We start from the raw sequence: 25,831 nt of genomic DNA, 5'->3' as shown, positions 1-25,831 counted from the left end.
GCAGTGAAACCCGGAAATCCGCGCGTCGTGGCCCGGCGGCCACGACCGTCGGCGGTCGGACCGGCGCCGGCCTAGACGGCGCGATTGTCGATCAGCCGGGTCCGGCCCAGGAAGGCCGCGGCGATGACGCGGGCCGGGCCGTCGACCCGCTCCACCGGCACCAGGGTCCGGGCGTCGCAGACCGCGAGGTACTGGACGCGGAACCCCGCCGCCTCCAGCGCCGCCCGCCCGGCGGCGATCCGGCCGGCCACTGGGGTGCCGTTGCGGGAGGCGGAGGCGATCTCGGCCAGGACGGCCTGGAGCTTCGGGGCGACGGCGCGCTCCTCGGCCGAGAGGTAGCGGTTGCGCGACGACAGCGCGAGGCCGTCGGGCTCGCGCACGGTCGGCACGCCGCGGATCTCCACCGCGAGGTCGAGATCCGCCGCTACCTGCTGGAGCACGCGGAGCTGCTGGAAGTCCTTCTCGCCGAACAGGGCGACGTCCGGCCGGACCTGGTTGAGGAGCTTGGTCACCACCGTGGCGACGCCGGCGAAATGGCCGGGCCGGAACGGCCCGCACAGCCCCTCGGTCAGGCCCGCGACCTCGATCCGGGTGGCGAAGCCCGGCGGGTACATGGTCTCGACGCCGGGCGTCCAGGCGGCGTCCGCGCCGGCCCCCGCCAGCAGGGCCAGATCCGCGTCGAGGTCGCGGGGGTAGCGGGCGAAATCCTCGTTCGGGCCGAACTGAGTGGGATTGACGAAGATGCTGGCGACGGTCCGGCGGCCGATCCGCCGCGCCTCGGCAACGAGGGCGAGGTGCCCGTCGTGCAGGGCGCCCATGGTCGGGATCAGGACGACGCGCTCGCCCGCCGCGCGCCACGCGGCCACGCATCCGCGCAGGGCTGCGAGGTCGCGGAAGGACTGGAAGGTCGACTCGGACACGGCACGGGCTCCGGGGGAGGGCAGGGCCGGTCTAGAGCATGATGGGGAGCGGTGGAATCCAGCAGTCGACGCCGGATCCCGTCGTCGCGGTCGGCGTCAGGGGCAGTAGGGCAGGAGGGAGCGCCCGAAGGGGTCGTCCACGCCCAGCGGCGGCGTGAAGCCGTAATAGCTCGGATGCCCCAGGCCGTACTCGGAGCCGACGTAGCTCGGATCGTCCGGGGCGTTGGTCGGCACGGGCACCCGCCGGGGCGTGCAGCCCACCGGCACGCGACGGGACCGGACCGCGTAGACCGGCCGACGGTCGAGGCCGTCGTTGCGCGGGAAGAAGCGGGGGCTGCCGCCCACGCCCGCCTCGGCGCCGTAGCGGACGTCGAGATCGGCCGCCCGGCCCGGTACCGCGAGCAGCAGGACGAGTCCGAGCGCCGTCACCGCCCTGCGTGCCGTCTCCCGCATGCCGCCCCTGCGCCGCCTTCGTCTCTGTCGGAAGGCGACACCGTGCGACGGCAGGGTAAACGAGTGATTACCGCGGGATCACGTCAGCGGCACGACGAGGGCGTCCAGGACGGCGGCCAGATCGCCCTCGGTCAGCCGGATCTGCAAGCCGCGGCCGCCGCCGTTGACGTGGATCTCGGCCGCCGGCTCGGTCAAGGATCCGGCGTCGATCGCGGTCGGGAAGGACCGCTTCTGTCCGAGCGGGCTGATCCCGCCGACATGGTAGCCGGTCAGCCGCTCGGCGTCGGCCGGCTTGAGCATGGACGCGGCCTTGCCCGAGAAGGCGGCGGCGACCCGCTTCATCGACACCTCCCTGTCGGAGGTCACGAGCAGGCAGACCGTCCGTCCGTCGACCGACGCCATCAGGGTCTTCAGCACGCGTCCCGGGTCCACCCCGAGCGCCTCCGCGGCCTGCAGGCCGATGCGCGGCGCGTCCGGATCGTACGCGTAGACGTGGAGGCTGTACCGGATGCCGGCCTTGTCGAGGGCGAGCGTCGCGCGGGTCGTCTTGGAAAGTGTCTTGTTGGGCGTCTTGGCGGCTGTCTTCATGGTTCGTCCGGTCAGGTCGAATGGGCGCGCGCGGCGATGAGGCGGCCGATCTCCGCGTAGGCCGCCGCGCAGGTGTCGGGGGAGGCGGTCGATTCCGTGACGTAGACCGCCGCGAGGATCGGCGCGCGCCCCGGCGGCCGGAGGATCGCCACGTCGTTGACGGTGCCGTTGTCGCCGCTCCCGGTCTTGTCGCCCGCGATCCAGCCGGGCGGGAGGCCGGCCCGCAGGCGCTTCCGGCCGGTCTCGCAGGCGACCATCCAGGCCTCCAGCCGGGCGCGCGAGGCCGGCGACAGGACGGTTCCGAGGAGGACACGGCCTAGGGTCGCCCGCATGGCGTCCGGCGTGGTCGTGTCGCGCGGGTCGCCGGGCAACGCGGTGTTAAGGGTCGGCTCGGTCCGGTCGAGGCGGGTGACGGGATCGCCGGTGGTCCGCAGCCACGCGGTCAGCGCCTCGGGCCCGCCGAGATCCGCTAGGAGCAGGTTGGCGGCCGTGTTGTCGCTCCAGATCAGCGTGGCCGCGCACAGGTCCGCGACGCTCATCCGCCCGGTCCCGGCGCAGGCCTCCAGCGCATTCCGGGTCACGGGCGCGTAGCTCAGGAGGTCCCCGGCCCCGTAGCTGACGACCCGGTCGAGGGTCTCGCGGCCGGCATCGACCCGCGCCAGGACCGCCGCCACCGCCAGCGCCTTGAAGGTGCTGCACATCGGGAAGCGCGCGTCGGCGCGGTAGGCGGCGAGGACGCGGTCCGCCGAGGCGGCCGCGATCCCGAGGCGGCCGCCGAGCCGGCGCTCGATGGCGGCCCAGTCCGGCTCGGCCTCCGCGGCGCGCGCGGACAGGACCGGGGACGCGGGGAGGGCGGCGGCGAGGGGCGCGGCGAGCAGGCCGAGGCCGACGGCGCGGCGGGTCCAGACGATCATGGCGGATCCCCGTTCGAGATCGCGACGGCGCAAGCGGGCGCGGCGCGTCGGCGCCGGGATGGTATAGGGCGGCCGCGATTGTTTCACGTGAAACTCCGCCCCTCGCGCGGCCCTGTGGGAACATGATCGATACCGACACCCTCTTCGCGCCGGCCAGCGGCTTCGGCCGGGCCGCCGTCGCGGTGATCCGCATCAGCGGCCCGGCCGCGCGCGACGCGCTCGTCGCCCTGGGCGGACGCCTGCCGCCGCCCCGCCGGCTGTCGCTGCGGAGCCTCCGGGATCCCCACGACGGCACCGAGCTCGACCGGGCGCTGGTGGCCTGGTTTCCCGGGCCGAACACCTACAGCGGCGAGGATATGGGCGAGCTGCACCTGCACGGTGGCGCGGCCGTGCGGATGCGCGTCCTCGCCACCCTCGCCCGCCTCCCGGGCTGCCGGGCCGCCGAGCCCGGGGCTTTCACCCGGCGGGCCGTCCTCAACGGGCGGATGGATCTCGCCGAGGCGGAGGCCGTCGCCGACCTGATCGACGCGGAGACCGAGGGCCAGCGCCGGCAGGCCCTGCGCCAGCTCGACGGCGCGCTCAGCCGGCAGGTGGCCGCGTGGCGCGCGGAGGCGATCGACTGCCTCGCCGCCGCGGAGGCCGCGCTGGACTTCGCCGACGAGGGGGACGTGGACGATGCCGGGCTCGACGCGGCGCTGCTCGACCGCGCCGCCCGCCTGCGCGACGCGATCGCCGCGGCGCTGCGCGACGGCCAGCGCGGCGAGCGCCTGCGTGACGGGTTCACGGTGGTGCTGGCGGGGTCTCCCAACAGCGGGAAATCGACCCTGCTGAACGCGCTGAGCCGACGGGACGTAGCCATCGTGTCGGACAGCCCGGGGACGACCCGCGACGCCATCGAGGTGCGGCTCGACCTCGGCGGCCTCCCGGTCCTGCTGGTCGACACAGCCGGGCTCCGCGAGACCGCGGAGCCGATCGAGGCGGCGGGGATCGTGCGGACGCGGGCGCGGATCGACACGGCCGATCTCGTGGTCGCCCTCAAGCCCCCCGGCGGCGCGGTCCCGGATCTCGGGCCGGCGCGGGGCCCGGTCCTGACCGTGCGTACCAAAGCCGATCTTTTTGCCGGCTCAGAACAGGGGGGTGATCCGGCGGACGTGACGGTCTCGGCCCATACCGGCGCCGGCATGGACGCCCTACTCGATGCGATCCAGGCCGCGGCCGAAGACGGTCTCGGCACCGGCGACGCGCTGATCACCCGCGCCCGGCACAGGGCCGCGCTGGAGGCCTGCATCGGCCATCTCGATCGCGTCTCAGGGAGTGCCGGCGGTCTCCCGGAGCTGGCTGCGGAGGATCTGCGGCTCGCGGTGCGGGCGCTCGGCGCGGTCGCGGGCCATGTCGGCGTCGAGGACGTCCTCGACCGGCTGTTCAGCGGGTTCTGTATCGGGAAATAGATTTAAAGCCGGCAATCAATCGGGCTGGGATCGGGCCCGACGCGGCTTCGCTACTGGGGGATCCGCAGGATCCGCGGCCGCCAGATCCCGAGCGCCACGTTCGCGGTCGCGACCGCCAGCAGGACCCAGAGGGTGCCGCGCTCGCCGGTCAGCGAGACGGCCAGCACCGCGGGATCGACGAGGCCCGCCAGCGCGCGGGCGCTCTGCTCCGCCTCCTGCTTCATCGGGCCCTGGACGTAGACCAGCCCGCCCTCGAACATCAGGACGCCGGTGGCGAGCTTCACCCACGCCCAGCCGGCGTTGAGGAAGGCGCGGTTCAGCGCCATCGCCAGCAGGCCCGACATCAGCGTCACCGCCAGGGCGGGCAGGAAGATCCAGGTGGCGACCGCGCCCATCGCGCCCCGCGTCGCCGCGTAGCCCGCTAGGGCGGACGGCGCGGGCGACAGGCTCAGCATGACGACCAGGGACGCCATGGCCCCTAGCAGCCCCGCGGACCCCATCGTGTGGAGGAACTTCAGCAGGCGTCGCACGGCGTCTCACCCGGGCCGTTTCGGCGCAGCCTAGCGCGGGGCGCCGGGGGGCGATAGCGGCGCGCCGGTCGCAGGGCTTCCGGCCGGAACCCTCCGCCGTCCTCGGGAGCGCGGCGAAGCGATCCAGCAGCGCCGGGCCTCGCCGGGACGCGCTGTCCTCGGTCGCTTCGCTGCGCCCGCGAGGACGGAGCGGACCGTCAGCTCCGGAGGCCCGGCGCCTCCTGGCCGGTGCGGGCCACGTACTCGGTGTAGCCGCCGCCGTACTGGTGGATGCCCTCCGGCGTGACCTCGAGCACCCGGTTCGAGAGGGCGGCCAGGAAGTGCCGGTCGTGGGACACGAACAGCATCGTCCCCTCGTAATTGGCCAGCGCCTCGATCAGCATCTCCTTGGTGCCCATGTCGAGGTGGTTGGTCGGCTCGTCGAGCACCAGGAAATTCGGCGGGTCGTAGAGCATCAGCGCCATGACCAGCCGGGCCTTCTCGCCGCCCGAGAGCACCCGGCAGCGCTTCTCGACGTCGTCGCCCGAGAAGCCGAAGCAGCCGGCCAGCGCCCGCAGCGACCCCTGGCCGGCCTGCGGGAAGGAATCCTCCAGGGTCTGGAACACCGTGCGGTCGCCGTCGAGCAGGTCCATGGCGTGCTGGGCGAAGTAGCCGAGCTTGACGCTGCCGCCGACCGTGACCGAGCCGTCGTCGGGCGCGGTGGTGCCGGTGACGAGCTTGAGCAGCGTCGACTTGCCGGCGCCGTTGATGCCCATCACGCACCAGCGCTCCTTGCGCCGCACCGAGAAGTCGAGTCCCTCGTAGATCGTGCGGCTGCCGTAGCGCTTGTTCACGCCCTTGAGCATCACGACGTCGTCGCCCGAGCGCGGTGCCGGCTGGAACTCGAAGGCCACCGATTGCCGCCGCCGGGGCGGCTCGACGCGCTCGATCTTGTCGAGCTTCTTCACCCGGCTCTGCACCTGGGCGGCGTGGGAGGCCCGCGCCTTGAACCGCTCGATGAAGGCGATCTCCTTCGCCAGCATCGCCTGCTGGCGCTCGTACTGCGCCTGGGCCTGCGCCTCGTTGAGCTTCCGCTGGCCCTCGTAGAAGGCGTAGTCGCCCGAGTAGGTAGTGAGCGCGCCGGCGTCGATCTCGATGATCTTGGTGACGATGCGGTTCATGAACTCGCGGTCGTGCGAGGTCATCAGCAGGGCGCCGTCGTAGCCCTTCAGGAACGATTCGAGCCAGATCAGGCTCTCGATGTCGAGGTGGTTGGACGGCTCGTCGAGGAGCATCACGTCCGGGCGCATCAGCAGGATGCGGGCGAGCGCGACGCGCATCTTCCAGCCGCCCGAGAGGGCGCCGACGTCGCCGTCCATCATCTCCTGGCTGAAGCTCAGCCCGTCGAGCACCTCGCGGGCCCGGCCCTCCAGGGCGTAGCCGTCGAGCTCCTCGAACCGGGCCTGGACCTCGCCGTAGCGCTCGACCAGGGCGTCCATCTCGTCGGCGCGGTCCGGGTCGGCGAGCGCCGCGCCGAGCTCGGCGAGCTCGGCCGCGACCGCGCTCACCGGGCCGGCGCCGTCCATCACCTCGGTGACGACGCTGCGGCCGGACATCTCGCCGACGTCCTGGCTGAAATAGCCGATGGTGATGCCCCGGTCGGCCGCGACCTGGCCCTCGTCGGGCTGCTCCTGGCCGATGATCATCCGGAACAGGGTGGTCTTGCCGGCCCCGTTCGGGCCGACCAGGCCGACCTTCTCGCCCCGCTGGAGGGCGGCCGAGGCCTCGATGAAGACGAGCTGCCGCCCGTTCTGCTTGGTGATCTTGTCCAGGCGTATCATGGCGGCGGGCGCTGTCCGGGAGGTCGCTGTCCGGAAGGTGTCCGGGAGTATCCCGGCCGCTTACGGCATCGGCCGACGCGGCGCAAAGGCAGGGTGCCGCAGTGCGGGATAACGCTTGCGTCCGGCGCAGGCCTGGGCGCATCCCGGGACCCAGGATGAGGCTCGGCCGTTGCCCTGGGCAACATGAGGATCGCGATGCTGTTCGGTTGGTGGATGACGGGCATGGACATGGCCATGCTGGGGCTGGAGGCGCAGGGCGTCATCGCCCAGCGCATGGCGATGTTCGCCCTCGGCGGCCCCGCGGCCCAGGCCGAGGCGCAGCTCATGGTGACGGAGAAGATGCTGGCCGCCGGCGAGGCGGCCCTCATGCTCGCCGCAGGCGCCTCGAACGGCAAGGTGATCCGCAGCTACCGGCGGAAGGTCCAGGCGAACGCGCGGCGGCTGAGCCGGGGGTGAGGCCCGTGCCCGCCGGGTCTCGGCGCGCCGTCATCGCGGGCGCAGCGAAGCAATCCAGCGGCGCCACATCCGGCGACGTCACGTTACCCTGGGTCGCTTCGCTGCGCTCGCGATGACGGGGGCGGCTCGTGAAGCCGCGATCCGCCTTCAGTTATTGGCCGTCCGGAACGTGTCGCAGGACTTGGTCTGGCCGCTCTTGTAGCCGGCCATGAACCAGCGCTGGCGCTGGGCCGAGGAGCCGTGGGTGAAGGAATCCGGCACCACGTAGCCCCGCGAGCGCTGCTGGAGCGCGTCGTCGCCGATCTGCGCGGCGGCGTTCAGCGCTTCGTCGATGTCGCCCTGCTCGAGCTCGGCGTACTTGTCGTTGGAGTTCTTGGCCCAGACGCCGGCGAGGCAGTCGGCCATCAGCTCGATCCGCACCGAGAGGGCATTCGCCTCGGTCTTGCTGGAGGCCTGCTGCTGGCGCTGCTGGACCTTGCCGAGGATGCCGAGCACGTCCTGGACGTGGTGGCCGACCTCGTGGGCGATCACGTACGCGTAGGCGAAGTCGCCCTTCACGCCGAACTTCGAGGCCATCTCCTTGAAGAAGCCGGTGTCGAGATAGACCTTCTTGTCGAGCGGGCAGTAGAACGGGCCCATCGCGGCCTGGGCCGAGCCGCAGCCGGAGCGCGTGCCGCCGGTGTAGAGCACCAGCGTCGTCGGAGTGTACTGCTTGCCGGTCTGCTGCGGCAGGATCTGACTCCACACGTCCTCGGTGTTGCCGAGGATCTTGGAGGCGAACCGGCCGCTCTCGTCGGTCGGGGCCTGGCGCCGCTTGGCCTGGGTCTGCGGGTCGACCTGCTCCTGCTGGCTGCGGCCGCCGCCGCCGATCTGCTGAGCCCCGCCGATCAGGATCGCCGGGTTGATGCCCGTGAAGTAGCTGATGATCAGCAGCACCACGATGGTGCCGATGCCGAGCCCGCCGGCGCCGCCGCCGGGAAAGCCCATGCCGCCACCGCCGCCGCCCTCGCCCCGGCGATCCTCGACGTTGTCGGAGCTGCGTAGATCTTCCCAGCGCATGGTTGGGTCCCGCCATCAGTGCTGCGCCGGCCGCCTCGGGCGGGCCGGGATTGGCTGTGCGTCGTCGTGTCCGGCCGATGGCGCGCCAGCAGCGGGAACGAAGCTCTAATGGCGGGAGGGGAGAGCCGGTTCCGTCACTCCGGTCAAGCTCGCGGTCACGCTTTCCCGTCGAGGAGGGCGCGCAGGGACCGGAAGTCCCGCCACGCGAGGCGCTTCTGGACCGGCTGGCGCAGCAGGAAGGCTGGGTGGAGCGTGGCGAGCAGCTTCACCTCGCGGCTCGGCAACTTGTACGGGAAGAGGCGGCCTCGGGTCCGCAGGATGCCGTCCTTGGTGCCGGTCAGCGTCTGGGTCGCGGGCGCGCCGAGGCAGACGATGATGTCCGGGTCGACGAGTTCGATCTGGCGCTCCACGAAGGGCCGGCACACGGCCACCTCCTGGGGGGTCGGGTTGCGGTTGCCCGGCGGCCGCCAGGGCACGATGTTGCCGATATAGGCGCTCGTCCGGTCGAGCCCGACCGCCTTCATCATCTTGTCGAGGAGCTGGCCTGAGCGGCCCATGAACGGCTTGCCGATCCGGTCCTCGTCGGCGCCGGGCGCCTCGCCGAGAAACATCACCCGCGCCTCGGGATTGCCGTCGGCGAAGACGAGGTTCTTCGCCGTGAAGCGCAGCGGGCAGGCGTCGAAATCCGCGAGAATCCGTTCGAGCTCGTCGAGGGACTTGGCCTGCCGCGCCCTAGCGCGGGCGTCGCTCGCGGCCTCGTCGGGCTGGGCGCTGGCGGCGCGGCCGAAGGTGCGCGGCGCCGCGATGGGCGCGGCCGTGCCCGGGGGCGCCGATCCGGGGGGCGGCACGAGCGTGTTGGCGACCGGGCTGACCGGCTGCTCGGCGGCCCGGGGGGGCGCCCGGCGCGGCGTGCGCAGGGTAGGCGCGGGCGTGTCGGCCTCGTTGAAGCGGTCGTGCGGCTGCTCGTCGAGCGCCGCGTCGGCCCCGGCCTCCACGTGGAAGTCGAGATAGGCGATCAGGTCGGCTTGCGCGTCGGTGGGGCTCGGCATGGGACTCAGCATGTGGGATCGCCGGGGCCTGTGGACAACTCGCCGAATCGGTCCGGGTGGCAAGGACTTGCGTGACCGAACAGCGCGGCGCGGCGCAGCGCTGTGACGCCGTCCCCTGCGGCAAAGGGAACTTTGCCTTGAGCTTGAGCGTCGGCAACTTGCCTTTCTAGCTTGGAATCGCTTGAGACGGCATCAGGAAGGCCGGCCCGGCGACGAACCGGGCGCCGGAACAAGAAAAGGAACCCGAGGATGGCGCTGCCCGAACGCGAGAGCATGGATTTCGACGTGGTCGTGGTGGGCGCCGGCCCGGCCGGCCTCGCCACCGCGATCCGCCTGAAGCAGCGCGCCGCCGAGATCGGCGAGGAGATCTCGGTCGTCGTCGTCGAGAAGGGCTCGGAGGTCGGCGCCCACATCCTGTCGGGGGCGGTGATCGACCCGATCGGCCTCGACCGGCTCCTGCCGGAGTGGCGCCAGGACCCGGAGCGGCCGCTCAAGACGGAGGTGCAGCGCGACGAGTTCATGATGCTCACCAAGAACAGCGGCATCACCCTGCCGAACGTGTTCTTCCCCAAGCTCATGTCGAACCACGGCAACTTCGTCGGCTCGCTCTCGAACGTCTGCAAGTACCTCGGCGCCCAGGCCGAGGCGCTCGGCGTCGAGATCTACCCGGGTTTCCCGGCCTCCGAGGTGCTGTTCGACGGCAACGGCGCCGTGGCGGGCGTAGCCACGGGCGATCTCGGCATCGGCCGGTCCGGCGAGCCGCGCGAGGACTACACCCGCGGCATGGAGCTGCGCGCCAAGTACACGGTGTTCGGCGAGGGCGCCCGCGGCAACCTGACCAAGGGTCTGATCCAGCGGTTCGAACTCAACCGGCACAGCGACCACTTCAAGTACGGGCTCGGCGTGAAGGAGCTCTGGCAGCTCGCGCCCGGCAAGTTCGAGCCCGGGTTGGTGCAGCACACGATGGGCTGGCCGCTGCCCAACAAGGCCGGCGGCGGCTCCTGGCTCTACCACTTCGATGACCACCTGCTCTCGGTCGGCTTCGTCACGCACCTGAACTACGAGAACCCGACCCTGTCGCCGTTCGAGGAGTTCCAGCGCTTCAAGACCCACCCGATGATCGCCGAGACCTTCGAGGGCGCCAAGCGCATCGGCTACGGCGCGCGCGCCATCATGGAGGGCGGCTGGCAGTCGGTGCCCAAGCTGGTCTTCCCCGGTGGGTGCCTCGTCGGATGCTCGGCCGGCTTCGTGAACGTGCCGCGGATCAAGGGCTCGCACAACGCGGTGCTGTCCGGCATGCAGGCGGCCGACGCCATCGCGGACGCCCTGAAGGCGGGCCGCGCCGGCGACGAGCTCACCGCCTACGAGGCCGGATGGCGCAACAGCCCGATCGGGCAGGACCTGAAGGCGGTGCGCAACGTCAAGCCGCTCTGGTCCAAGTACGGCACGCTGGTCGGCGTCGGGCTCGGCGGGATCGACATGTGGGCGACCAGCATCCTCGGCGCCTCGCCGTTCGGCACGCTGTCCCACGGCAAGCCGGATCACGCCTGCCTCAAGCCGCTCTCGGAGGTGACGCCGATCGTCTATCCGAAGCCGGACGGCAAGCTGACCTTCGACCGGCTGTCCTCGGTCTACCTCTCGAACACCAACCACGAGGAGGACCAGCCGCCGCACCTCAAGGTCCGCGACCTGGAGCTGCAGAAGCGCTCCGAGCACGACGTCTACGGCGGCCCGTCCGGCCGCTACTGCCCGGCCGGCGTCTACGAGTGGGTGGAGGATTCTTCAGCCAGCGACGGCGTGCGCTACCAGATCAACGCGCAGAACTGCGTCCACTGCAAGACCTGCGACATCAAGGATCCGAACCAGAACATCGACTGGGTGACGCCGGAGGGTCCGGGCGGGCCGAACTACCCGAACATGTGAGGTCAGCCCTCGGCCGAGGGGCCGAGGCTCACGTCTTTGCGAGCGCAGCGAAGCAATCCAGTGAACCGCTCCGTGGGCAGACGTCCCGCCGCCCTGGGTCGCTTCGCTGCGCTCGCGATGACGGGACGGCCGACCAACCCGGCCACAACCCCCGCGCCATCCTTTCGCCTTGCGGGGCTGGCGGGATGGGTTCAGTGTCCCCAACGTTTTTTCGGGGATGCCCCGCCATTCTCGCGCCCGGCCCCCGACGGGCCGGCGCCCAGGAGCCGCGATCGGTTCATGATGATGACACGCGCCCGCCGGAGCGTTTCGGCGCTCGCCCTGCTGCTCGCCGCCGGGCTCCCGCAGACCGTGCTCGCCGCGCAGCCGAAGGAATCGACCCCGGTGCTCGACTACGAGCCCGCGGACTCGCTCGAGGGCAACTTCCTCTCCGCCTACATCGCGGGCGCGTCGCGGGACACGGCGGCGGCGGCGACCTTCTACCGCGAGGCGGTGAAGGCCGACCCGCGCAACGCGGAACTCGTCGAGCGCGCCTTCATCTCGCTGCTGGCCGACGGCGCCCTGCCGGACGCGTTCCGCACCGCCGAGAAGCTGATCGCCCGCGATCCGACCAACGGCCTCGCCAACCTCTCCCTCGGGGTGCGCCAGATCAAGGCCGGCCAGTGGGCCGCCGCCCGCCAGAACTTTTCCCGGAGCGGCCGGGGCGCCGCCACGGACCTGACCGCGACGCTGCTCACCGCCTGGTCCTACGCGGGCGCCGGCGACAGCAAGAAGGCGCTGGAGACGGTCAACAAGCTCCGGGGCGAGCGCTACTACAACACCTTCCGGGACTACCATGCCGGCCTGATCGCCTCGGTGACCGGCGACAACGCCGAGGCCGAGCGCCGCCTCAAGGCCGCCTACGACGCCGACCACAACACCCTGCGCATCGTCGACGCCTACGCCCGCATGGAGGCCAGCCTCGGCCGCACCGACCTGGCGATCCAGGCCTATTCCGACTTCGACCAGCTCTCGCCGCGCCACCCGCTGGTGCGCGACGCCCTCGAGAAGCTGAAGGACGGCAAGCCGCTCACGCGGCTGATCGGCACCGCCCAGGAGGGCGCCGCCGAGGTGCTGTACGGGCTGGGCTCCGCCGGCTCGACCCAGGGCGACGAGCTGCCCGCGGTGATCTACCTGCGGCTCGCCCTCTACCTCGCCCCCGACCACGCGCTGGCCCGGCTGACGCTCGCCGACACGCTCGACCGGATGAAGCAGCCCGAGCGCGCCAACGAGGCCTACGCGCAGATCCCGGCCAATTCCCCGCTCAAGCTCAACGCCGACATCCAGATCGGCCTGAACCTGGAGCAGATGGGCAAGGGCGACGAGGCGCTGGCCCATCTCGACGCGGCGATGAAGGCCCACCCGGACGACATCGACGTCATCACCGCGCTGGGCAACGTGCAGCGCGCCCGCAAGAAGTACGAGGAGGCGGCGGCCACCTACACCCGCGCCATCGACCTGATCGGGAACCGGCCGCAATCCAACTACTGGACGACCTACTATTTCCGCGGCACCGCCTACGAGCGCGCCAAGCAGTGGCCGAAGGCCGAGGCCGACCTGAAGAAGGCCCTGTCCCTGGTGCCGGCCAACCAGCCGGCCGCCAAGGCCCAGGTGATGAACTACCTCGGCTATTCCTGGGTCGACCAGAACATCAACATCGACGAGGCGTTCAAGCTGCTGCAGCAGGCCGCCGACGCGAGCCCGCGGGACGGCATGATCGTCGACAGCCTCGGCTGGGCCTATTACCGCCTCGGCCGCTGGGACGACGCGGTGCGCGAGCTGGAGAAGGCGGTCGAGCTGAAGCCCGGCGATCCGACCATTAACGACCACCTCGGCGACGCCTACTGGCGCTCGGGCCGGCGCCTCGAGGGCAAGTTCCAGTGGCAGCACGCCAAGGACCTGAACCCCGAGCCGGACGACCTCACCCAGATCAACGCGAAGTTGAAGGACGGGCTGCCCGACATCGAGAAGCCCACCGCCACCGCCGAGACGGTGCCGGCCCCGGTCGCCGCCCCGCACAATCCCGACAACCCGGAACTCCCGAAGGGCGCTCCCCAGCCGCACGAGGCGCCGGGCTCCGCCGACAAGGCCAAGAAGTCGGGGGGCTAGGCCTCCCGCCAAGTCCCGCCTCGGGGCGGTGCGGCTGCCGCGCCGTCCCGACGATGCGCGGGCCATTTCGGGACGCGAGGCCGCGAGATCCGGCCCGCGCCCGCCGCCCTGTCGCGGCTTCGGGCGCCCGCGCTGCGGCTCGGAGGCCGTAGGTCGAGCGACCTAATTGCCCACCGATCCGCGCCCGCTATCGTCGCGCCTCCGCAACGTTCCGGAGTGCGACGTGAGAGCGCTGAAGCCTGTCTGTGTCCTGCTGGTCCTCGCCTGCGCGGCGTCCGGGATCGGGGCCGATCCCGCGCGGGCGCAGGACGCGGCGGCGGCGCCGAAGGCCTTCGCGCTCGATTCCGTTCCCGTCTCGGACGCGCCGCTCGGCCGCTTTCCCTACTTCGCGCTGCCCGACGGCTACCAGCCGGTGAACCCGCCCGAGACGCGGGAATTCGGGCATTTCCTGTTCTGGACCGGCGCAGCGCTTCACGAGGTCGAAGGCAAGGTCTTCCAGTCCCTGATCGGTCCCAAGGACGGCAAGACCTACTCCGCCTACGAGCTGAAGAAGAACATCGAGGCCGTGCTGACGCAGGCCGGCGGCCGGAAGATCGCCGACGGCCGGATCCCCAACTCCGTGACGGAGACGCTGCCGGAGGAGATCCGGATCGGGATGTATGAGGGCCTGGGCGACGTCTACAACGCGCCCGCCCAGACCTGGGTGATCCGCCGGCCGGACCGGCAGATCTGGGTGCATTTCGTGCCCGACAGCTTCACCGCGGCCTGGACGATCCTCGAGACGAAGCCGTTCGTGCAGACCGCCGCCCTCCTGCCCGCCGAGCGGCTGAAGCAGGATCTCGACAAGACCGGGAAGGCGGTGATCCAGGTCAACTTCGCCACCGACAGGACCGAGATCCTGCCGGCCTCCGCCCCGCAGATCGACGCGGTGGCGGCCCTGCTGCGGACGGATCCCGGCCTGCGGCTCGCGATCAACGGCTACACGGACGGGACCGGGGCCGCTTCGCACAACCAGGCCCTGTCCGACGGCCGTGCCAGAGCGGTCATGGCGAGGCTCGTCGGCGCCGGCATCGCGAAGGACCGGTTGAGGGCCAAGGGCTTCGGTTCTGCCAGCCCGGTCGCCGCCGATGACAGCGAGGCGGGGCGGGCGCAGAACCGGCGCGTCGAGCTGGTCAAGTTCTGAGCGGCGCGGGCACGCGAAGACCCCCGGCGGCCGGGCTCGGACGGACCATCCGGGAGCGCGCCGGCGTCGGAGCGGGGGACAGCGCGATCGACAAGAGTATTTTGTCCGCCAGCTCATAAAAATCGACGCGCATTTTCGCGAGCTTTGACGCACAGTGCGTGGCCGTTCGCGGGCGGCCACGCCGCGTCCCGCCCGGCAGGAGATTCGCACGGCAAGAGCCGGCGGGCGGGCACGTGCCCGCGACCCAGGGAGGAAGGCCCATGCCGTCAGACATCGAGATCGCCCGCGCCGCGACCCTGAAGCCGATCGCGCAGGTCGCCGAGAAGCTCGGCATCCCGGATGACGCGCTCCACAATTACGGCAAGCACATTGCCAAGATCGACCACGGCTACATCGCCGGGCTGGAGAGCCGGAAGCCCGGCAAGCTCGTGCTGGTCACCGCGATCTCCCCGACGCCCGCGGGCGAGGGCAAGACCACCACCACGGTGGGCCTGGGCGACGCCCTGAACCGCATCGGTGAGAAGACCATGATCTGCCTGCGCGAGCCCTCGCTCGGGCCGTGCTTCGGCATGAAGGGCGGCGCGGCCGGCGGCGGCAAGGCGCAGGTCGTGCCGATGGAGCAGATCAACCTGCACTTCACCGGCGACTTCCACGCCATCACGTCGGCCCACAGCCTCGCGGCCGCGCTGATCGACAACCACGTCTACTGGGCGAACGAGCTCAACATCGACGTCCGCCGCATCCACTGGCGCCGGGTCGTCGACATGAACGACCGGGCCCTGCGCGCGATCAACCAGTCGCTCGGCGGCGTCGCCAACGGCTTCCCCCGCGAGGACGGGTTCGACATCACGGTGGCCTCCGAGGTGATGGCGGTGTTCTGCCTCGCGCGTGACCTCGCCGACCTGGAGGAGCGCCTCGGCCGGATCGTCATCGCCGAGACCCGCGACCGCAAGCTCGTCACCCTCAAGGACGTGAAGGCCACCGGCGCCATGACGGTGCTGCTCAAGGACGCCCTGCAGCCGAACCTCGTGCAGACCCTCGAGGGCAACCCGGCGCTGATCCACGGCGGCCCCTTCGCCAACATCGCCCACGGCTGCAACTCGGTGATCGCCACGCGGGCCGGCCTGCGGCTCGCCGACTACACGGTGACGGAGGCCGGCTTCGGCGCCGATCTCGGCGCCGAGAAGTTCCTGGACATCAAGTGCCGGCAGGCGGGCCTGACCCCCTCGGCGGTGGTGGTGGTGGCGACGATCCGCGCCCTCAAGATGCATGGCGGCGTCGACAAGAAGAACCTCGGGGGCGAGAACATCGACGCCCTGGAGAAGGGGTTTGCCAACCTCGCCCGTCACGTCACCAACCTGCGCGGCTTCGGCCTGCCGGTCGTGGTCGGCGTCAACCACTTCCACGCCGACACCGACGCCGAGCACGCCAAGCTCAAGGACCTGTGCCGCGAGCGGCTCGACGTCGAGGCGATCACCTGCCGCCACTGGGCCGAGGGCGGCGCCGGTGCCGAGGAGCTGGCCCGCGCGGTGGTGAGGCTCAGCCAGGCCGAGCCGGCGCCGATCCGCCACGCCTACGAGACCGAGAGCCGCCTCACCGACAAGATCCGGGCGATCGCCACCAAGCTCTACGGCGCCGCCGACATCCAGATCGAGACCAAGGCCGCCGGCAAGCTCGCCACCTTCGAGAAGGACGGCTACGGCCACCTGCCGATCTGCATGGCCAAGACCCAGTACTCCTTCTCCACCGACCCGACCCTGATGGGCGCCCCCGAGGGCCACATCGTCGGCGTGCGCGACGTCCGGCTCTCGGCCGGCGCGGGCTTCGTGGTGGCGATCTGCGGGGAGATCATGACCATGCCGGGCCTGCCCCGGGTGCCGGCCGCCGACACGATCCGGCTCGACGCCAACGGGCAGATCGACGGGCTGTTCTGAGAAACGTCGCGCGGGGCTCGCCCACGGGCGGGCCCCGCCGTTCGTCGTTGCGAGCGGAGCGAAGCAATCCAGGGACACACCGCATCCGGAGATCGCGCGCTGCCCTGGGTCGCTGCGCTCGCGATGACGGAGCGGGTCGGATCAGGGGCCGCCCCTACGCGTCCCCGAACAAGTCCACCGCCAGCCGGGAATGCGCCTCGCGCAGCATCCCGGTATCGACCCCGAGCGGCTGCCCGTCGATCACCCGCCAGCGCCCCGCGACCATCACCCGGTCGGCCCGGGTGGCGCCGCACAGGACGAGCGCCGCCAGCGGGTCGTGGGCTCCGGAGAAGCGCAGCTCGTCCAGGGTGAACAGGGCGAGATCCGCCTCGCGGCCCGGCGCGATCCGGCCGATATCGGAGCGGCCGAGGCAGGCGGCCGAGCCCTCGGTCGCCCAGCGCAGGGCGTCGAGATGCGTCACGGCCTCCGCCCCGTAGGTGAGCCGGTTGATCATGAGGGCGTGGCGCACCCCCTCCATCAGGTTCGAGCTGTCGTTCGAGGCCGAGCCGTCGACGCCGAGGCCCACGGGCGAGCCCGCCGCCTCCAGCTCGCAGGTGCGGCAGCGGCCCGAGGCCAGGGTCATGTTCGAGGTCGGGCAGTGGCAGACACCGACGCCGGCCGCGCCGAGCCGCGCGACCTCGGCATCGGTGAAGTGGATGCCGTGCGCGAGCCAGACCCGGTCGCTCAGCCAGCCGACCTCTTCGAGGTACTCCACCGGGCGGCAGCCGAACATCTGCTGGCAATAGGCCTCCTCGTCGCGCGTCTCGCCGAGATGGGTGTGCAGCCGGCACCCGCTGCGGGCGGCGAGCTCCGCGCTCGCGCGCATCAGGCGCTCGGTCACCGAGAAGGGCGAGCAGGGGGCGAGGGCGATCTGCACCATCGCCCCGGGGGCGGGATCGTGGAACAGGTTCAGCACCCGCTCGCAGTCCGAGAGGATCGCGTCGTCGTCCTGGGTCAGGGCCGCGGGCGACAGGCCGCCCGCCCGGTCGGACAAGCTCAGGGAGCCGCGGGTGAGCGCGGCCCGGATCCCGAGGTCGCGGGCCTCCGCGACCTGGATGTCCATCGACGCCTCGAGGCCTTTCGGGAACAGGTAGTGGTGGTCGCCCGCCGTGGTGCAGCCCGAGAGCAGCAGTTCGGTGAAGGCGACCCGCGTGGCGAGCCGGAACGCCTCCGGGGTGATCCGCCCTCAGACCGTGTAGAGCGCCTCCAGCCAGGGGAAGAGCGGCTTGTTGAGCGCCAGCGGATGGGCGCGGGTCAGCGTCTGGAAGGCGTGGTGGTGCGTGTTGATCAGCCCCGGGATGACCACGTGGCGCGACGCGTCGAAGGTCGCGTCCACGGGCGCGGCGGGGCGCGCGCCCGCCGCCACGCACTCGACGATCCGGGTGCCCGCCACCACGATCCCGCCGCCGGCGGCCTCGGCCAGGACGGCGCGCGGGTCGCGGATCCAGAGGCGTCCCGATCCCGGTTCCCCTGCCTCGGCCATGCGCGTCCGCTCCCGTCGCCCGAGAGCCTGCCTAGCGGAGGCGTCGGACCGGGGGCAATCCCGCGGGTACACGCTTGAGGATCCGGGGCGGTCGGCGCCCCGGCCGCCCCGGCCAGGGTTGACGGGCCTCGGCCGCCTTGAGAAACGTCATGGGGACTGACCTATCACCCGTTGGGAGCGGCCGCGCCGTGACACGGACAGCCCCGCGCGAGGAGATGTTCGCGCCGAAACCCGTCCCGGGCGCCGCGCCGGCCGCCCTCGGCAGCGACGACCTGATCGAGCTCCTGTTCTTCGCCTACCGGGATTTCGTCGGCGATCCGGACAGGATCCTGGCCGATTACGGGTTCGGCCGCGCCCACCACCGGGTGCTGCACTTCGTCGACCGGTACCCGGGCCTGACGATCGCCGAGCTCCTCGACATCCTGCGCATCACCAAGCAGAGCCTGAACCGGGTGCTCAAGGACCTGATCGGGCAGGGCTACGTCGCGCAGAAGCCCGGTTCCAGCGACCGGCGCCAGCGCCTCCTGTACTGCACCGAGGCCGGCGCCGGGCTCGCGGCCGACCTGACGCGGGTCCAGGCCCGCCGCCTCGCCCGGGCACTCGCGGCGCCGGATGCCCGGGGCTCCCCGGAGGACTTCCTGATGGCGATGATCGAGCCGGAGGACCGGCCGGCGGTCCAGCGCCTGATGGCGCGGCGCGGGGGCGGGGCCGAGGGGCAGGTCGACGCGGAGGAGCCCGCGTGAGCCACGCCGCCCGGTCCGACCTGCCCGACGAGGCGCCCCACGTCCTCGTGGTCGACGACGACCGCCGCCTGCGCGAATTGCTCGCCCGCTACCTCACCGACCAGGGCTTCCGGGTCACCGCGGCGGCGAGCGCCGCGGAGGCGCGCGCCCGGGCCCAGAGCGTCGTGTTCGACGCCATGGTGCTCGACGTGATGATGCCCGGCGAGAACGGCTTCGACTACGCGCGCAGCGTCCGCGAGACCTCGCGCATGCCGATCCTGATGCTCACGGCCCGCTCCAACCCGAACGACCGGGTGATGGGGCTGGAGATCGGCGCGGACGATTACCTGCCGAAGCCGTTCGAGCCGCGGGAGCTGACGCTGCGGCTCAACAACATCATCAAGCGCAGCGTGCGGCCCCGCGCGGCCTCCGCCGAGGCCGTGACCTTCGGGCCCTTCGCGTTCCGGATCGACCGGGGCGAGCTGCGCCGGGACGACGAGCTGATCCGCATCACCGAGCGCGAGCGCGAGATCCTGACGATCCTGGCGACGGCGGGCGGCGCCAATGTCGAGCGCGAGCAGCTCGCCGGTCCGGGCGGCGCGGCGGCGGAGCGCACCGTCGACGTGCAGATCAACCGCCTGCGTCGCAAGACTGAGGTCGATCCCGCCAACCCGGTCTTCCTGCAGACTGTGCGGGGCGTCGGCTACCGGCTCGCGGTGGATTGAGCCGCCTGCGGGCCGCCGGGCGGCTCAGACCACCCGCGGCGTGTCGGGTTTCAGCTTGAGGGCCTTGGCGATCCGGGTGGACAGGCTCCCCACGATCGCGAGGCTGGCCGACGGGCCGGCGAGGGCGCGGACGGCCTCCACCGCCTCCTCGGCGCTGGGCTTCATCACTGCGTAGACCGTGGCGCCGGGCGCCGCGCCGGCGCCCTCCGCGGTCACGGAGACGAGGAAGGTCGTGTGGCGTCGCCGCAGGCGTCCAGGCATGGTCCAGCATTTGGCATGTCGGCTAACCATCACCAATGCCTGAGACCCGGAGCCGGCCGGGAAACCGCACGCACCCGGCACGATAACCCGTGCCGGGTCTCTCAGATCAGGGCAAGGTCGATGCCGGGAAGCCGCAGCCCGTCGAGGCGCGTGCGCCAGCGCTGCCCGGAGGCGACGGGCAGCGCGTCCGTCAGCGTGCCCGTCGTGACGACAGTCCCGGCGTCGAGCGGTGGGGCCACCGGATCGTTAGCCAGCGCATCGACGAGGTGGGCCAGGGCCGCGAGCGGCCCCGTCCCGAGCACGCAGCCGCCACCGCCCCGGTCCGCGACGGCCCCGTCCCGCAGTAGCTCGACGGTGAAGCCGGCGAGTTCGCCGAGCCAGGCCGATCGCGCGTCCGCGGTGATCCGCACCCGCTCGCCCACCACCAGCAGCCCGTGCAGCCCGAAGGCCGCGACGGTGTCGGGCGCCGCGAAGCGCCAGCCCGGATAGAGCGACTGCACGATCTCGAAGCCGCTCGCCGCCCAGTCGAGGCAGGCGATCAGCGCCGCGGCATCCATGCCGGGCTCGGGCGCGCGCGCCAGCCCGAACACGATCTCCGGCTCGATCCGCGGCTCGACGAAGGCGGCGAGCGGCACCGGCCCCGACAGGGCGGCCCGGTCGCGCAGGGTCGTGTCGTAGACGTGCCCCCAGATCGGCGCGCGGACGCCGTAGCGCTCCCACAGGGTCGTGTTGGTGAAGCCGATCTTGTAGCCGACCGGCCGCTCGCCGCGCCCCCCGCGCAGGACCCGGACCGCCTCGGCCACCCGGTAGGCCGCCGGCAGGTCGAGGGCCGGATCCCAGTCGGTCAGCGGCGCGATCGGGCGGCGATGCTCGTGCGCGGAGAGGATCGTGCGGGCATGGGCCGCGGCGGAGATCGGCTCGGTCATCGGCGCACGGCGTGAGGGCCGACGGGGCGGCACCCGCGCCGGGCCGCCTCCAGCGCGGCCGGCCGATCTTACCCGAGGTGACCGTCGCCGGGAACGCGCGCTCTGTCGCTGCGCCGCCGACGCTCGCCGGCCCGTCCCCCGCGCGGAGCGCGCTCCCGGGGCGTTCGCTCCCGGCCCCGCCGCCCGCAGCATATTTTCATTAGAGGAATACCAAAATACGTTTCTTAAAGATGTGTCATCGGAGGCACATACTGCTCACGGATCCGTGATAGCTGGGCATCGGCGCGTATCTTCGCCCAGTAATTCTTGTTTAGAGTCGGTACAATGTCGAGATATGTCAGTGACCGGGCCGGGTCGCGCGCGTTCGATCGTGCGGAGAGGCTGCTCCGAATCGGGTTTGTATCGTCGACATCTATACTCACGCTCGGGGCGGCCGCGCTCGCCCAGCCCGCGCCCGCCACGGACATCGAGCTGTCCGAACTCAGCGTGACGGGCGAGGCGCGCGGGCGCAGCCTGAACAGCGACCTGTACGGGCGCGGCGGGGCCACCGGGCCGGTGCCCGGCTACGTTGCCAGCCGCAGTACGGTCGGCACGAAGACCGACACGCCGATCCTGGAGACCGCGCAGTCGGTGTCGGTCATCGGGCGCCAGCAGATCGAGGATCAGAACGCCCTGACCATCAACCAGGCGCTGCGCTTCACGCCGAGCGTCACCACCGAGCAGCGGGGCGGCGCCGGCTCGACGCGCCTGGAGCAGTTCTACATCCGCGGCTTCACCGCGCCGATCTTCCTCGACAACATGGCGCTGCCCGGTAACCGCGACGCCTTCCCCAGCGTCGATCCCTACCGCCTGGAGCGGGTCGACATCATCAAGGGGCCGGCCTCGGTCCTCTACGGGCAGTCCGGTCCGGGCGGCCTCGTCAACCTCGTCTCGAAGGTCCCGCAATTCGTCCGCCACGGCGAGATCTTCGTCCAGGGCGGCGGCTTCAGCGAGGTCCGCGGCGGCTTCGACGTCGGCGGCCCGATCGCGTCCGACATCCCGGGTCTCGCCGACCAGTTCGCCTACCGGGTCATCGGCCTCGGCTGGAACGGCGACGGCCCGGCCGTGACCACCAAGGTCGAGCGCGCCTTCATCAACCCGAGCCTCACGTGGCGGCCCTCCGCCGACACCTCGCTCACGATCATCGCCAACTACCAGCGCGACCCGTTCTCGGGCTTCTACGGCGGCTTCCCGGCCGTCGGCACGGTGTTCCCGCGCAATTTCGGCAGCGGCGTCTTCGGCCGGCTGCCGGTGAACTTCTACGACGGCGACCGCACCATCGAGCGCTCCGACCGCACCCAGGCCTCCGTCGAGTACCTGTTCGACCACCGGATCACCGAAAACCTGCGCTTCCACTCGGCCGGCCGCTACCTGCGCTCGAACGGCGACTACCGCAGCGTGTTCACGACCTTCGGCGACGTCAACGGCCCGTACACGAGCGGGCCGACCATCGGTCGCTCGGTCGGCGGCACCCAGGTCGACATCGAAGCCTACACGATGGACAACAACTTCATCGCCGATTTCGACACCGGCCCGATCGCCCACACGGCGCTGCTCGGCGTCGACCACCGGACCTTCAGCACGCGGTCCGTCACCGGCCCGTTCCCGGCGACGACGAGCCTGAACGCCCTCGCCCCCGACCACGACCTGCCGATCCGGTTCCCCGCCTTCACGTCGACCTCGCGGATCGACGCGCAGCAGACCGGCGTGTACTTCCAGGATCAGGCGAAGTTCGACCGCTTCATCCTGACGCTCGGCGGCCGCTACGACACCGCCCGGCAGACCGGCCCGACCCGCACCTTCGCGCCGAACGGGCTGACCATCCAGGACGTCCCGGCCGAGGCCTTCACCGGCCGCGCCAGCCTGCTCTACCTGTTCGACAGCGGCGTCGCCCCGTACGTCTCCTACAGCGAGGCGTTCGAGCCGATCGTCAACGGGCGGATCTTCGACGCGGCCTTCGGCTCGGCCGGGCGCATCCCCGTCCCGATCGCCAGCAACCAGTACGAGGCCGGCATCAAGTACCAGCCGCCCGGCACCGACATCCTGCTGACCACCGCGTTCTTCGACATCCGCCGCTCGAACGCCACCACCACCGACCCGGTCAATCCCGGCTTCGTCGTGCAGACCGGCGAGGTCGGCGTGCAGGGTGTCGAGTTCGAGGCGCGGGCCACCCTCGCCGAGGGCCTCAGCCTGATCGGCGGCTTCTCGCTCCTCGACATCCGCAACGTCCGCGACACCGGCCTCACCACGAACGACCTGACCCGCCGGCAGGTGCCGCTCCAGGGGCTGCGGCCGGTGCAGGTGCCGGACACGACGGCCTCGCTGTTCGTCGACTACCGCTTCACCGACGGCCCGCTCATCGGCCTCGGCCTCGGCGGCGGCGTGCGCTACCTCGGCCCGTCCTGGGGCGATCCCGCCAACACGTTCCAGGTGCCCGAGAGCGTGCTGGTCGACGCCGTCGCCTCCTACGACATGAAGCACCTCGACCCGCGGCTCGCCGGCCTCAGCGCGCAGATCAACGTGCAGAACCTGCTCGACGAGCGCTACGTGACCGGCTGCTTCACCTACTCGGGCTGCTATTACGGCCTGCCGCGCACGGTCTACGCGACCCTGCGCTACCGCTGGTGAGGCGGCCGCCGTGGGCAAGACCTTCCGGCAGTCGATGGCGTGGCTCCACGCCTGGTCGGGCCTCGTCGTCGGCTGGGTGCTGTTCGCCGTCTTCGTGACGGGCACGGCGAGCTACTACCGGCCCGAGATCTCGCAGTGGATGCGGCCCGAGCTCCGCACCGACCGGACCTTCGGGCCGGCGGAGCTCGCGGCGGCGGCCGAGCGCGGCGTCGCCCACCTGCAGGCTAATGCGGGCGGCGCGCGGACGTGGTTCCTCGCGCTGCCGCGGCCGGACCGGCCGGTGCTGGAGCTGTTCTGGCGGACCGGCCCGGGCCGGCCGCCCGGCCACGTCCTCCTGGATCCCGACAGCGGCGCGCCGGCGGCGGTGCGGGCGACGCGCGGCGGCGACTTCCTCTACCGCTTCCACTTCGAGCTGAACCTGCCGCCGCTCTGGGGCCGCTGGATCGTCGGCGCCTGCGCGATGATCATGCTGGTGGCGCTGATCTCGGGGATCGTCACCCACCGGCGCATCTTCGCCGACTTCTTCACCTTCCGGCGGGACAAGTCCGCCCAGCGGGGCTGGCTCGACGCGCACAACGTCACGGGCGTGCTCGCCCTGCCGTTCCACCTGATGATCACCTATACCGGGCTCGCCACCCTCATGGTGATGTACGTGCCCTGGGGCCTGAACACGGCCTATCGCGGCGACAGCCAGCGCTACTTCGCCGAGTCCGGCCAGATCACCGCGCCGCGCTCGCCCGCCGGCCAGCCCGGCACGCTCGTGCCGGTCGGGCCGCTGGTGCTCCGCGCCCTGGCGATGCGGCCGGAACCCCTGGAGCGGATCACGGTGGTCAACCCGGCGGACGCGCGCGCCACCGTGGTGGCGGTGTTCGAGGAGCCGCACGGCCTCTCCCACGAGCACCCGCAGATCGCCTTCGACGGCGTGACGGGCGCGGTCCTGGAGGTGCGCGCGGGCGGCCTGCGGCCGGCGACCAAGACGTTCACCGCGATGGTCGGCCTGCACGAGGCGCACTTCGCCGGCCCGGCCCTGCGGGTGCTGTTCTTCCTGTGCGGCCTCGCCGGCAGCGCCATGGTGGCGACCGGGCTGCTGCTCTGGGCGGTGGCGCGCCTGCCCAAGGGGGACGCGCCCCGGGGCTTCGGCCTGCGCCTCGTCCAGGGCCTGAACGTCGCGACGATCGCCGGCCTGCCCGCGGCCGTCGCCGCCTATTTCCTGGCCAACCGGCTACTCCCCGCCGCGCTGCCCGCGCGGGCGGAGTGGGAGGTCGGGGCCTTCTTCGCCGTCTGGCTGCTCGTCGCCGTGGCGGCGCTCCTACGCCCGGCCGGGCGGGTCTGGCCGGAGACGCTGACGGCGGCGGCCGCGTTGTACGGCGCCGTCGCGGCCGCGGATGTCGGGCGCCTCGTCGCGCTCCGGTTCGGTGGCGCCGCGCCGGTCGAGCCGGTCTTCCTCGCCTTCGACGGCGCGATGCTGGCCCTAGCCGCCCTCATCCTGCTCGCGGTCCGCACGATCGCGCGGCGCGGCGGAGCGTCCCGCGGCCCCGCGAAGGCCGCGGGGCTCTCGATCGCGGGGCACGCGCGGCGGGAGCAGGCCCGGCCCGGCATGCCGGTACCGGGAGATCGGGAGCCGATATGATAAAATTGAACTGGTATATTGAACCCAGTGCGGCGAATTAATTCAAAATAACTCCCGAAGTCTGACATATATCGGATGCGCGTCGACTGTATCTGTGCAGAATGGTTCGGCCGGCATGCCAGCCGGTCGCGCCTGTGTCGTCGATTTTCACGCCCTTGATCCTTCGGCCCAGGCGTTCCAGCGCGGTCCATCCCAAGCGCACGCTGGACATGTCCCCGAGACCCAGAACTTGAGCCTCGAGGCGCGGCCCTCGGGGCTCTTTTTCTGCCGCGCCGGGCGATGCGGGCCCGGCGGCTGTTCACGGGCCCCGCGTCCCCGTACCAGAAGGCCACGGGAGCGGCAGGACGGGCATGCAGCGCATCACCATCACCATCGACGACGCCCTGCTGACGGCGGTCGACGACCTCTGCGCGCGGCGCGGCTACGGCAGCCGCTCGGAGGCGGTGCGCGACATCGTCCGCGACGCCCTGGCGCCGGCCCGCGCCGCGGAGACCGGCGGATCGGCGGCCTGCTACGGGGCCCTGAGCTACGTCTACAGCCACGGCACCCGCGACCTGGCCCGTCGGCTGACCGGCGAGGGGCATGAGCACGGCGTCTCGATCGCCAGCCTGCACGTGCACCTGACCCACGACGCGTGCCTCGAGGTGGCGGTCCTGCGCGGGCCGGTGGCCCGGATGCAGAGCTACGCCGACGCCGTCGTCACGCAGCGCGGCGTCCGCTACGGTCACCTGCACCTCATCCCGGAGGGTGACGACGCCCGCACCCATCCGGGCCACGGCGACGACGGCCCGGGGTGAGGGCGCCCCCCGCCCGCGATCCGGCGCCCCATCGACTGCGCCCCACGCGCAACACGGCCGGCCTAATCCGCCCGTATGATTTTTTCGTATGTTTATCATACGGGCGGCGTGCGAGAGTCCGGGGATCGCCACGCCTCGCCCGGTCTGCCGGTGTCC

At 71.8% G+C, this 25,831-nt stretch carries 21 protein-coding genes and 1 pseudogene; 11 read left to right on the top strand and 11 right to left on the bottom strand.

Annotated features, from left to right (window positions below; all coding sequences use genetic code 11):
- Positions 1-71: 71 nt before the first annotated feature.
- From panC to bla, 4 genes are all read right to left on the bottom strand, one after another.
- Positions 72-920, bottom strand: coding sequence for a pantoate--beta-alanine ligase (panC, locus tag C4T42_RS19225; RefSeq protein WP_020094301.1), 849 nt, complete (start codon positions 918-920; stop codon positions 72-74).
- Positions 921-1,016: 96 nt separating this feature from the next.
- On the bottom strand, positions 1,017-1,373 hold the full coding sequence (locus tag C4T42_RS19220) for a hypothetical protein (RefSeq protein WP_020094302.1): 357 nt from the start codon (positions 1,371-1,373) through the stop codon (positions 1,017-1,019).
- A gap of 78 nt (positions 1,374-1,451) precedes the next feature.
- Positions 1,452-1,961: an aminoacyl-tRNA deacylase gene (locus tag C4T42_RS19215; RefSeq protein ID WP_020094303.1), complete on the bottom strand. Its 510-nt coding sequence runs from the start codon at positions 1,959-1,961 to the stop codon at positions 1,452-1,454.
- Between the two features lie 11 nt (positions 1,962-1,972).
- Complete coding sequence (bla, locus tag C4T42_RS19210) at positions 1,973-2,875, bottom strand: class A beta-lactamase (protein WP_103985636.1); 903 nt, start codon at positions 2,873-2,875, stop codon at positions 1,973-1,975.
- Between the two features lie 122 nt (positions 2,876-2,997).
- Between bla and mnmE the strand changes: the two genes are divergently transcribed.
- Complete coding sequence (mnmE, locus tag C4T42_RS19205; protein WP_020094305.1) at positions 2,998-4,323, top strand: tRNA uridine-5-carboxymethylaminomethyl(34) synthesis GTPase MnmE; 1,326 nt, start codon at positions 2,998-3,000, stop codon at positions 4,321-4,323.
- 50 nt (positions 4,324-4,373) lie between these two features.
- Here the strand turns inward: mnmE and C4T42_RS19200 are convergent, their stop codons facing one another.
- Together C4T42_RS19200 and C4T42_RS19195 are read right to left on the bottom strand one after the other, a co-directional pair.
- On the bottom strand, positions 4,374-4,853 hold the full coding sequence (locus C4T42_RS19200) for a hypothetical protein (protein ID WP_026605110.1): 480 nt from the start codon (positions 4,851-4,853) through the stop codon (positions 4,374-4,376).
- A gap of 197 nt (positions 4,854-5,050) precedes the next feature.
- The gene (locus C4T42_RS19195) at positions 5,051-6,673 is read right to left on the bottom strand and encodes an ABC-F family ATP-binding cassette domain-containing protein (protein ID WP_020094307.1); all 1,623 of its coding nucleotides are present in this window, start codon (positions 6,671-6,673) and stop codon (positions 5,051-5,053) included.
- A gap of 195 nt (positions 6,674-6,868) precedes the next feature.
- Between C4T42_RS19195 and C4T42_RS19190 the strand changes: the two genes are divergently transcribed.
- Positions 6,869-7,129 carry a hypothetical protein gene (locus tag C4T42_RS19190; protein WP_020094308.1) on the top strand — a complete coding sequence of 87 codons (261 nt, stop codon included), beginning with the start codon at positions 6,869-6,871 and terminating at the stop codon, positions 7,127-7,129.
- A gap of 147 nt (positions 7,130-7,276) precedes the next feature.
- Here C4T42_RS19190 and C4T42_RS19185 read toward each other — a convergent pair whose 3' ends face one another.
- Together C4T42_RS19185 and C4T42_RS19180 are read right to left on the bottom strand one after the other, a co-directional pair.
- The gene (locus C4T42_RS19185) at positions 7,277-8,188 is read right to left on the bottom strand and encodes a neutral zinc metallopeptidase (protein ID WP_020094309.1); all 912 of its coding nucleotides are present in this window, start codon (positions 8,186-8,188) and stop codon (positions 7,277-7,279) included.
- 155 nt (positions 8,189-8,343) lie between these two features.
- Positions 8,344-9,249: a uracil-DNA glycosylase gene (locus C4T42_RS19180; protein WP_020094310.1), complete on the bottom strand. Its 906-nt coding sequence runs from the start codon at positions 9,247-9,249 to the stop codon at positions 8,344-8,346.
- Between the two features lie 237 nt (positions 9,250-9,486).
- Here C4T42_RS19180 and C4T42_RS19175 point away from each other — a divergent pair, with 237 nt between their 5' ends.
- The 4 genes from C4T42_RS19175 to C4T42_RS19160 all read left to right on the top strand — a co-directional run bounded on the left by C4T42_RS19175 (position 9,487) and on the right by C4T42_RS19160 (position 16,425).
- Entirely contained in the window at positions 9,487-11,160 is a 1,674-nt protein-coding gene (locus C4T42_RS19175) for an electron transfer flavoprotein-ubiquinone oxidoreductase (RefSeq protein ID WP_103985635.1), read from the top strand.
- A 279-nt stretch (positions 11,161-11,439) separates the two neighbouring features.
- Positions 11,440-13,308 carry a tetratricopeptide repeat protein gene (locus tag C4T42_RS19170; RefSeq protein ID WP_020094312.1) on the top strand — a complete coding sequence of 623 codons (1,869 nt, stop codon included), beginning with the start codon at positions 11,440-11,442 and terminating at the stop codon, positions 13,306-13,308.
- 223 nt (positions 13,309-13,531) lie between these two features.
- Positions 13,532-14,491, top strand: a complete 960-nt coding sequence (locus C4T42_RS19165; protein ID WP_103985634.1) for an OmpA family protein — start codon at positions 13,532-13,534, stop codon at positions 14,489-14,491.
- A 260-nt stretch (positions 14,492-14,751) separates the two neighbouring features.
- Positions 14,752-16,425 (top strand): formate--tetrahydrofolate ligase, encoded by a 1,674-nt coding sequence (locus C4T42_RS19160; RefSeq protein WP_103985633.1) that lies wholly within the window; start codon positions 14,752-14,754, stop codon positions 16,423-16,425.
- Positions 16,426-16,579: 154 nt separating this feature from the next.
- Here the strand turns inward: C4T42_RS19160 and C4T42_RS19155 are convergent.
- A pseudogene (locus tag C4T42_RS19155) lies at positions 16,580-17,947 on the bottom strand (8-oxoguanine deaminase).
- A gap of 215 nt (positions 17,948-18,162) precedes the next feature.
- Here C4T42_RS19155 and C4T42_RS19150 point away from each other — a divergent pair.
- Both C4T42_RS19150 and C4T42_RS19145 read left to right on the top strand, forming a co-directional pair.
- Entirely contained in the window at positions 18,163-18,690 is a 528-nt protein-coding gene (locus C4T42_RS19150) for a MarR family transcriptional regulator (RefSeq protein ID WP_020094317.1), read from the top strand.
- On the top strand, positions 18,687-19,394 hold the full coding sequence (locus tag C4T42_RS19145) for a response regulator (RefSeq protein WP_103985631.1): 708 nt from the start codon (positions 18,687-18,689) through the stop codon (positions 19,392-19,394). The genes C4T42_RS19150 and C4T42_RS19145 overlap by 4 nt, the downstream gene beginning before the upstream one ends.
- Before the next feature lie 24 nt (positions 19,395-19,418).
- Here C4T42_RS19145 and C4T42_RS19140 read toward each other — a convergent pair whose 3' ends face one another.
- Both C4T42_RS19140 and C4T42_RS19135 read right to left on the bottom strand, forming a co-directional pair.
- Positions 19,419-19,655, bottom strand: a complete 237-nt coding sequence (locus tag C4T42_RS19140) for a hypothetical protein (RefSeq protein ID WP_020094319.1) — start codon at positions 19,653-19,655, stop codon at positions 19,419-19,421.
- Positions 19,656-19,756: 101 nt separating this feature from the next.
- Positions 19,757-20,581 carry a hydratase gene (locus C4T42_RS19135; RefSeq protein ID WP_103985630.1) on the bottom strand — a complete coding sequence of 275 codons (825 nt, stop codon included), beginning with the start codon at positions 20,579-20,581 and terminating at the stop codon, positions 19,757-19,759.
- A 324-nt stretch (positions 20,582-20,905) separates the two neighbouring features.
- Here C4T42_RS19135 and C4T42_RS19130 point away from each other — a divergent pair, with 324 nt between their 5' ends.
- The 3 genes from C4T42_RS19130 (at position 20,906) to nikR (ending at position 25,675) form a co-directional block, all read left to right on the top strand.
- Entirely contained in the window at positions 20,906-23,248 is a 2,343-nt protein-coding gene (locus C4T42_RS19130; RefSeq protein ID WP_103985629.1) for a TonB-dependent siderophore receptor, read from the top strand.
- Positions 23,249-23,258: 10 nt separating this feature from the next.
- Positions 23,259-24,878, top strand: a complete 1,620-nt coding sequence (locus tag C4T42_RS19125) for a PepSY-associated TM helix domain-containing protein (protein ID WP_103985628.1) — start codon at positions 23,259-23,261, stop codon at positions 24,876-24,878.
- A gap of 350 nt (positions 24,879-25,228) precedes the next feature.
- Positions 25,229-25,675, top strand: a complete 447-nt coding sequence (gene nikR, locus C4T42_RS19120; RefSeq protein WP_103985627.1) for a nickel-responsive transcriptional regulator NikR — start codon at positions 25,229-25,231, stop codon at positions 25,673-25,675.
- The last annotated feature ends 156 nt before the right edge of the window (positions 25,676-25,831 follow it).

The organism is Methylobacterium sp. 190mf, assembly GCF_900107945.1.
GTDB lineage: Bacteria > Pseudomonadota > Alphaproteobacteria > Rhizobiales > Beijerinckiaceae > Methylobacterium.
This window is presented reverse-complemented; position numbering and strand designations above follow the sequence as displayed.

Excerpts from the sequence above, each read along its gene's own strand:
- C4T42_RS19135 (WP_103985630.1), bottom strand. The coding sequence starts at position 20,581 with ATGACCGAGCCGATCTCCGCCGCGGCCCATGCCCGCACGATCCTCTCC.
- C4T42_RS19215 (WP_020094303.1), bottom strand. The coding sequence starts at position 1,961 with ATGAAGACAGCCGCCAAGACGCCCAACAAGACACTTTCCAAGACGACC.
- C4T42_RS19195 (WP_020094307.1), bottom strand. The coding sequence starts at position 6,673 with ATGATACGCCTGGACAAGATCACCAAGCAGAACGGGCGGCAGCTCGTC.
- nikR (WP_103985627.1), top strand. The coding sequence starts at position 25,229 with ATGCAGCGCATCACCATCACCATCGACGACGCCCTGCTGACGGCGGTC.
- C4T42_RS19160 (WP_103985633.1), top strand. The coding sequence starts at position 14,752 with ATGCCGTCAGACATCGAGATCGCCCGCGCCGCGACCCTGAAGCCGATC.
- C4T42_RS19190 (WP_020094308.1), top strand. The coding sequence starts at position 6,869 with ATGCTGTTCGGTTGGTGGATGACGGGCATGGACATGGCCATGCTGGGG.
- C4T42_RS19150 (WP_020094317.1), top strand. The coding sequence starts at position 18,163 with ATGTTCGCGCCGAAACCCGTCCCGGGCGCCGCGCCGGCCGCCCTCGGC.
- mnmE (WP_020094305.1), top strand. The coding sequence starts at position 2,998 with ATGATCGATACCGACACCCTCTTCGCGCCGGCCAGCGGCTTCGGCCGG.
- C4T42_RS19170 (WP_020094312.1), top strand. The coding sequence starts at position 11,440 with ATGATGATGACACGCGCCCGCCGGAGCGTTTCGGCGCTCGCCCTGCTG.
- C4T42_RS19185 (WP_020094309.1), bottom strand. The coding sequence starts at position 8,188 with ATGCGCTGGGAAGATCTACGCAGCTCCGACAACGTCGAGGATCGCCGG.
- C4T42_RS19220 (WP_020094302.1), bottom strand. The coding sequence starts at position 1,373 with ATGCGGGAGACGGCACGCAGGGCGGTGACGGCGCTCGGACTCGTCCTG.
- C4T42_RS19180 (WP_020094310.1), bottom strand. The coding sequence starts at position 9,249 with ATGCTGAGTCCCATGCCGAGCCCCACCGACGCGCAAGCCGACCTGATC.
- bla (WP_103985636.1), bottom strand. The coding sequence starts at position 2,875 with ATGATCGTCTGGACCCGCCGCGCCGTCGGCCTCGGCCTGCTCGCCGCG.
- C4T42_RS19140 (WP_020094319.1), bottom strand. The coding sequence starts at position 19,655 with ATGCCTGGACGCCTGCGGCGACGCCACACGACCTTCCTCGTCTCCGTG.
- C4T42_RS19175 (WP_103985635.1), top strand. The coding sequence starts at position 9,487 with ATGGCGCTGCCCGAACGCGAGAGCATGGATTTCGACGTGGTCGTGGTG.
- C4T42_RS19130 (WP_103985629.1), top strand. The coding sequence starts at position 20,906 with ATGTCGAGATATGTCAGTGACCGGGCCGGGTCGCGCGCGTTCGATCGT.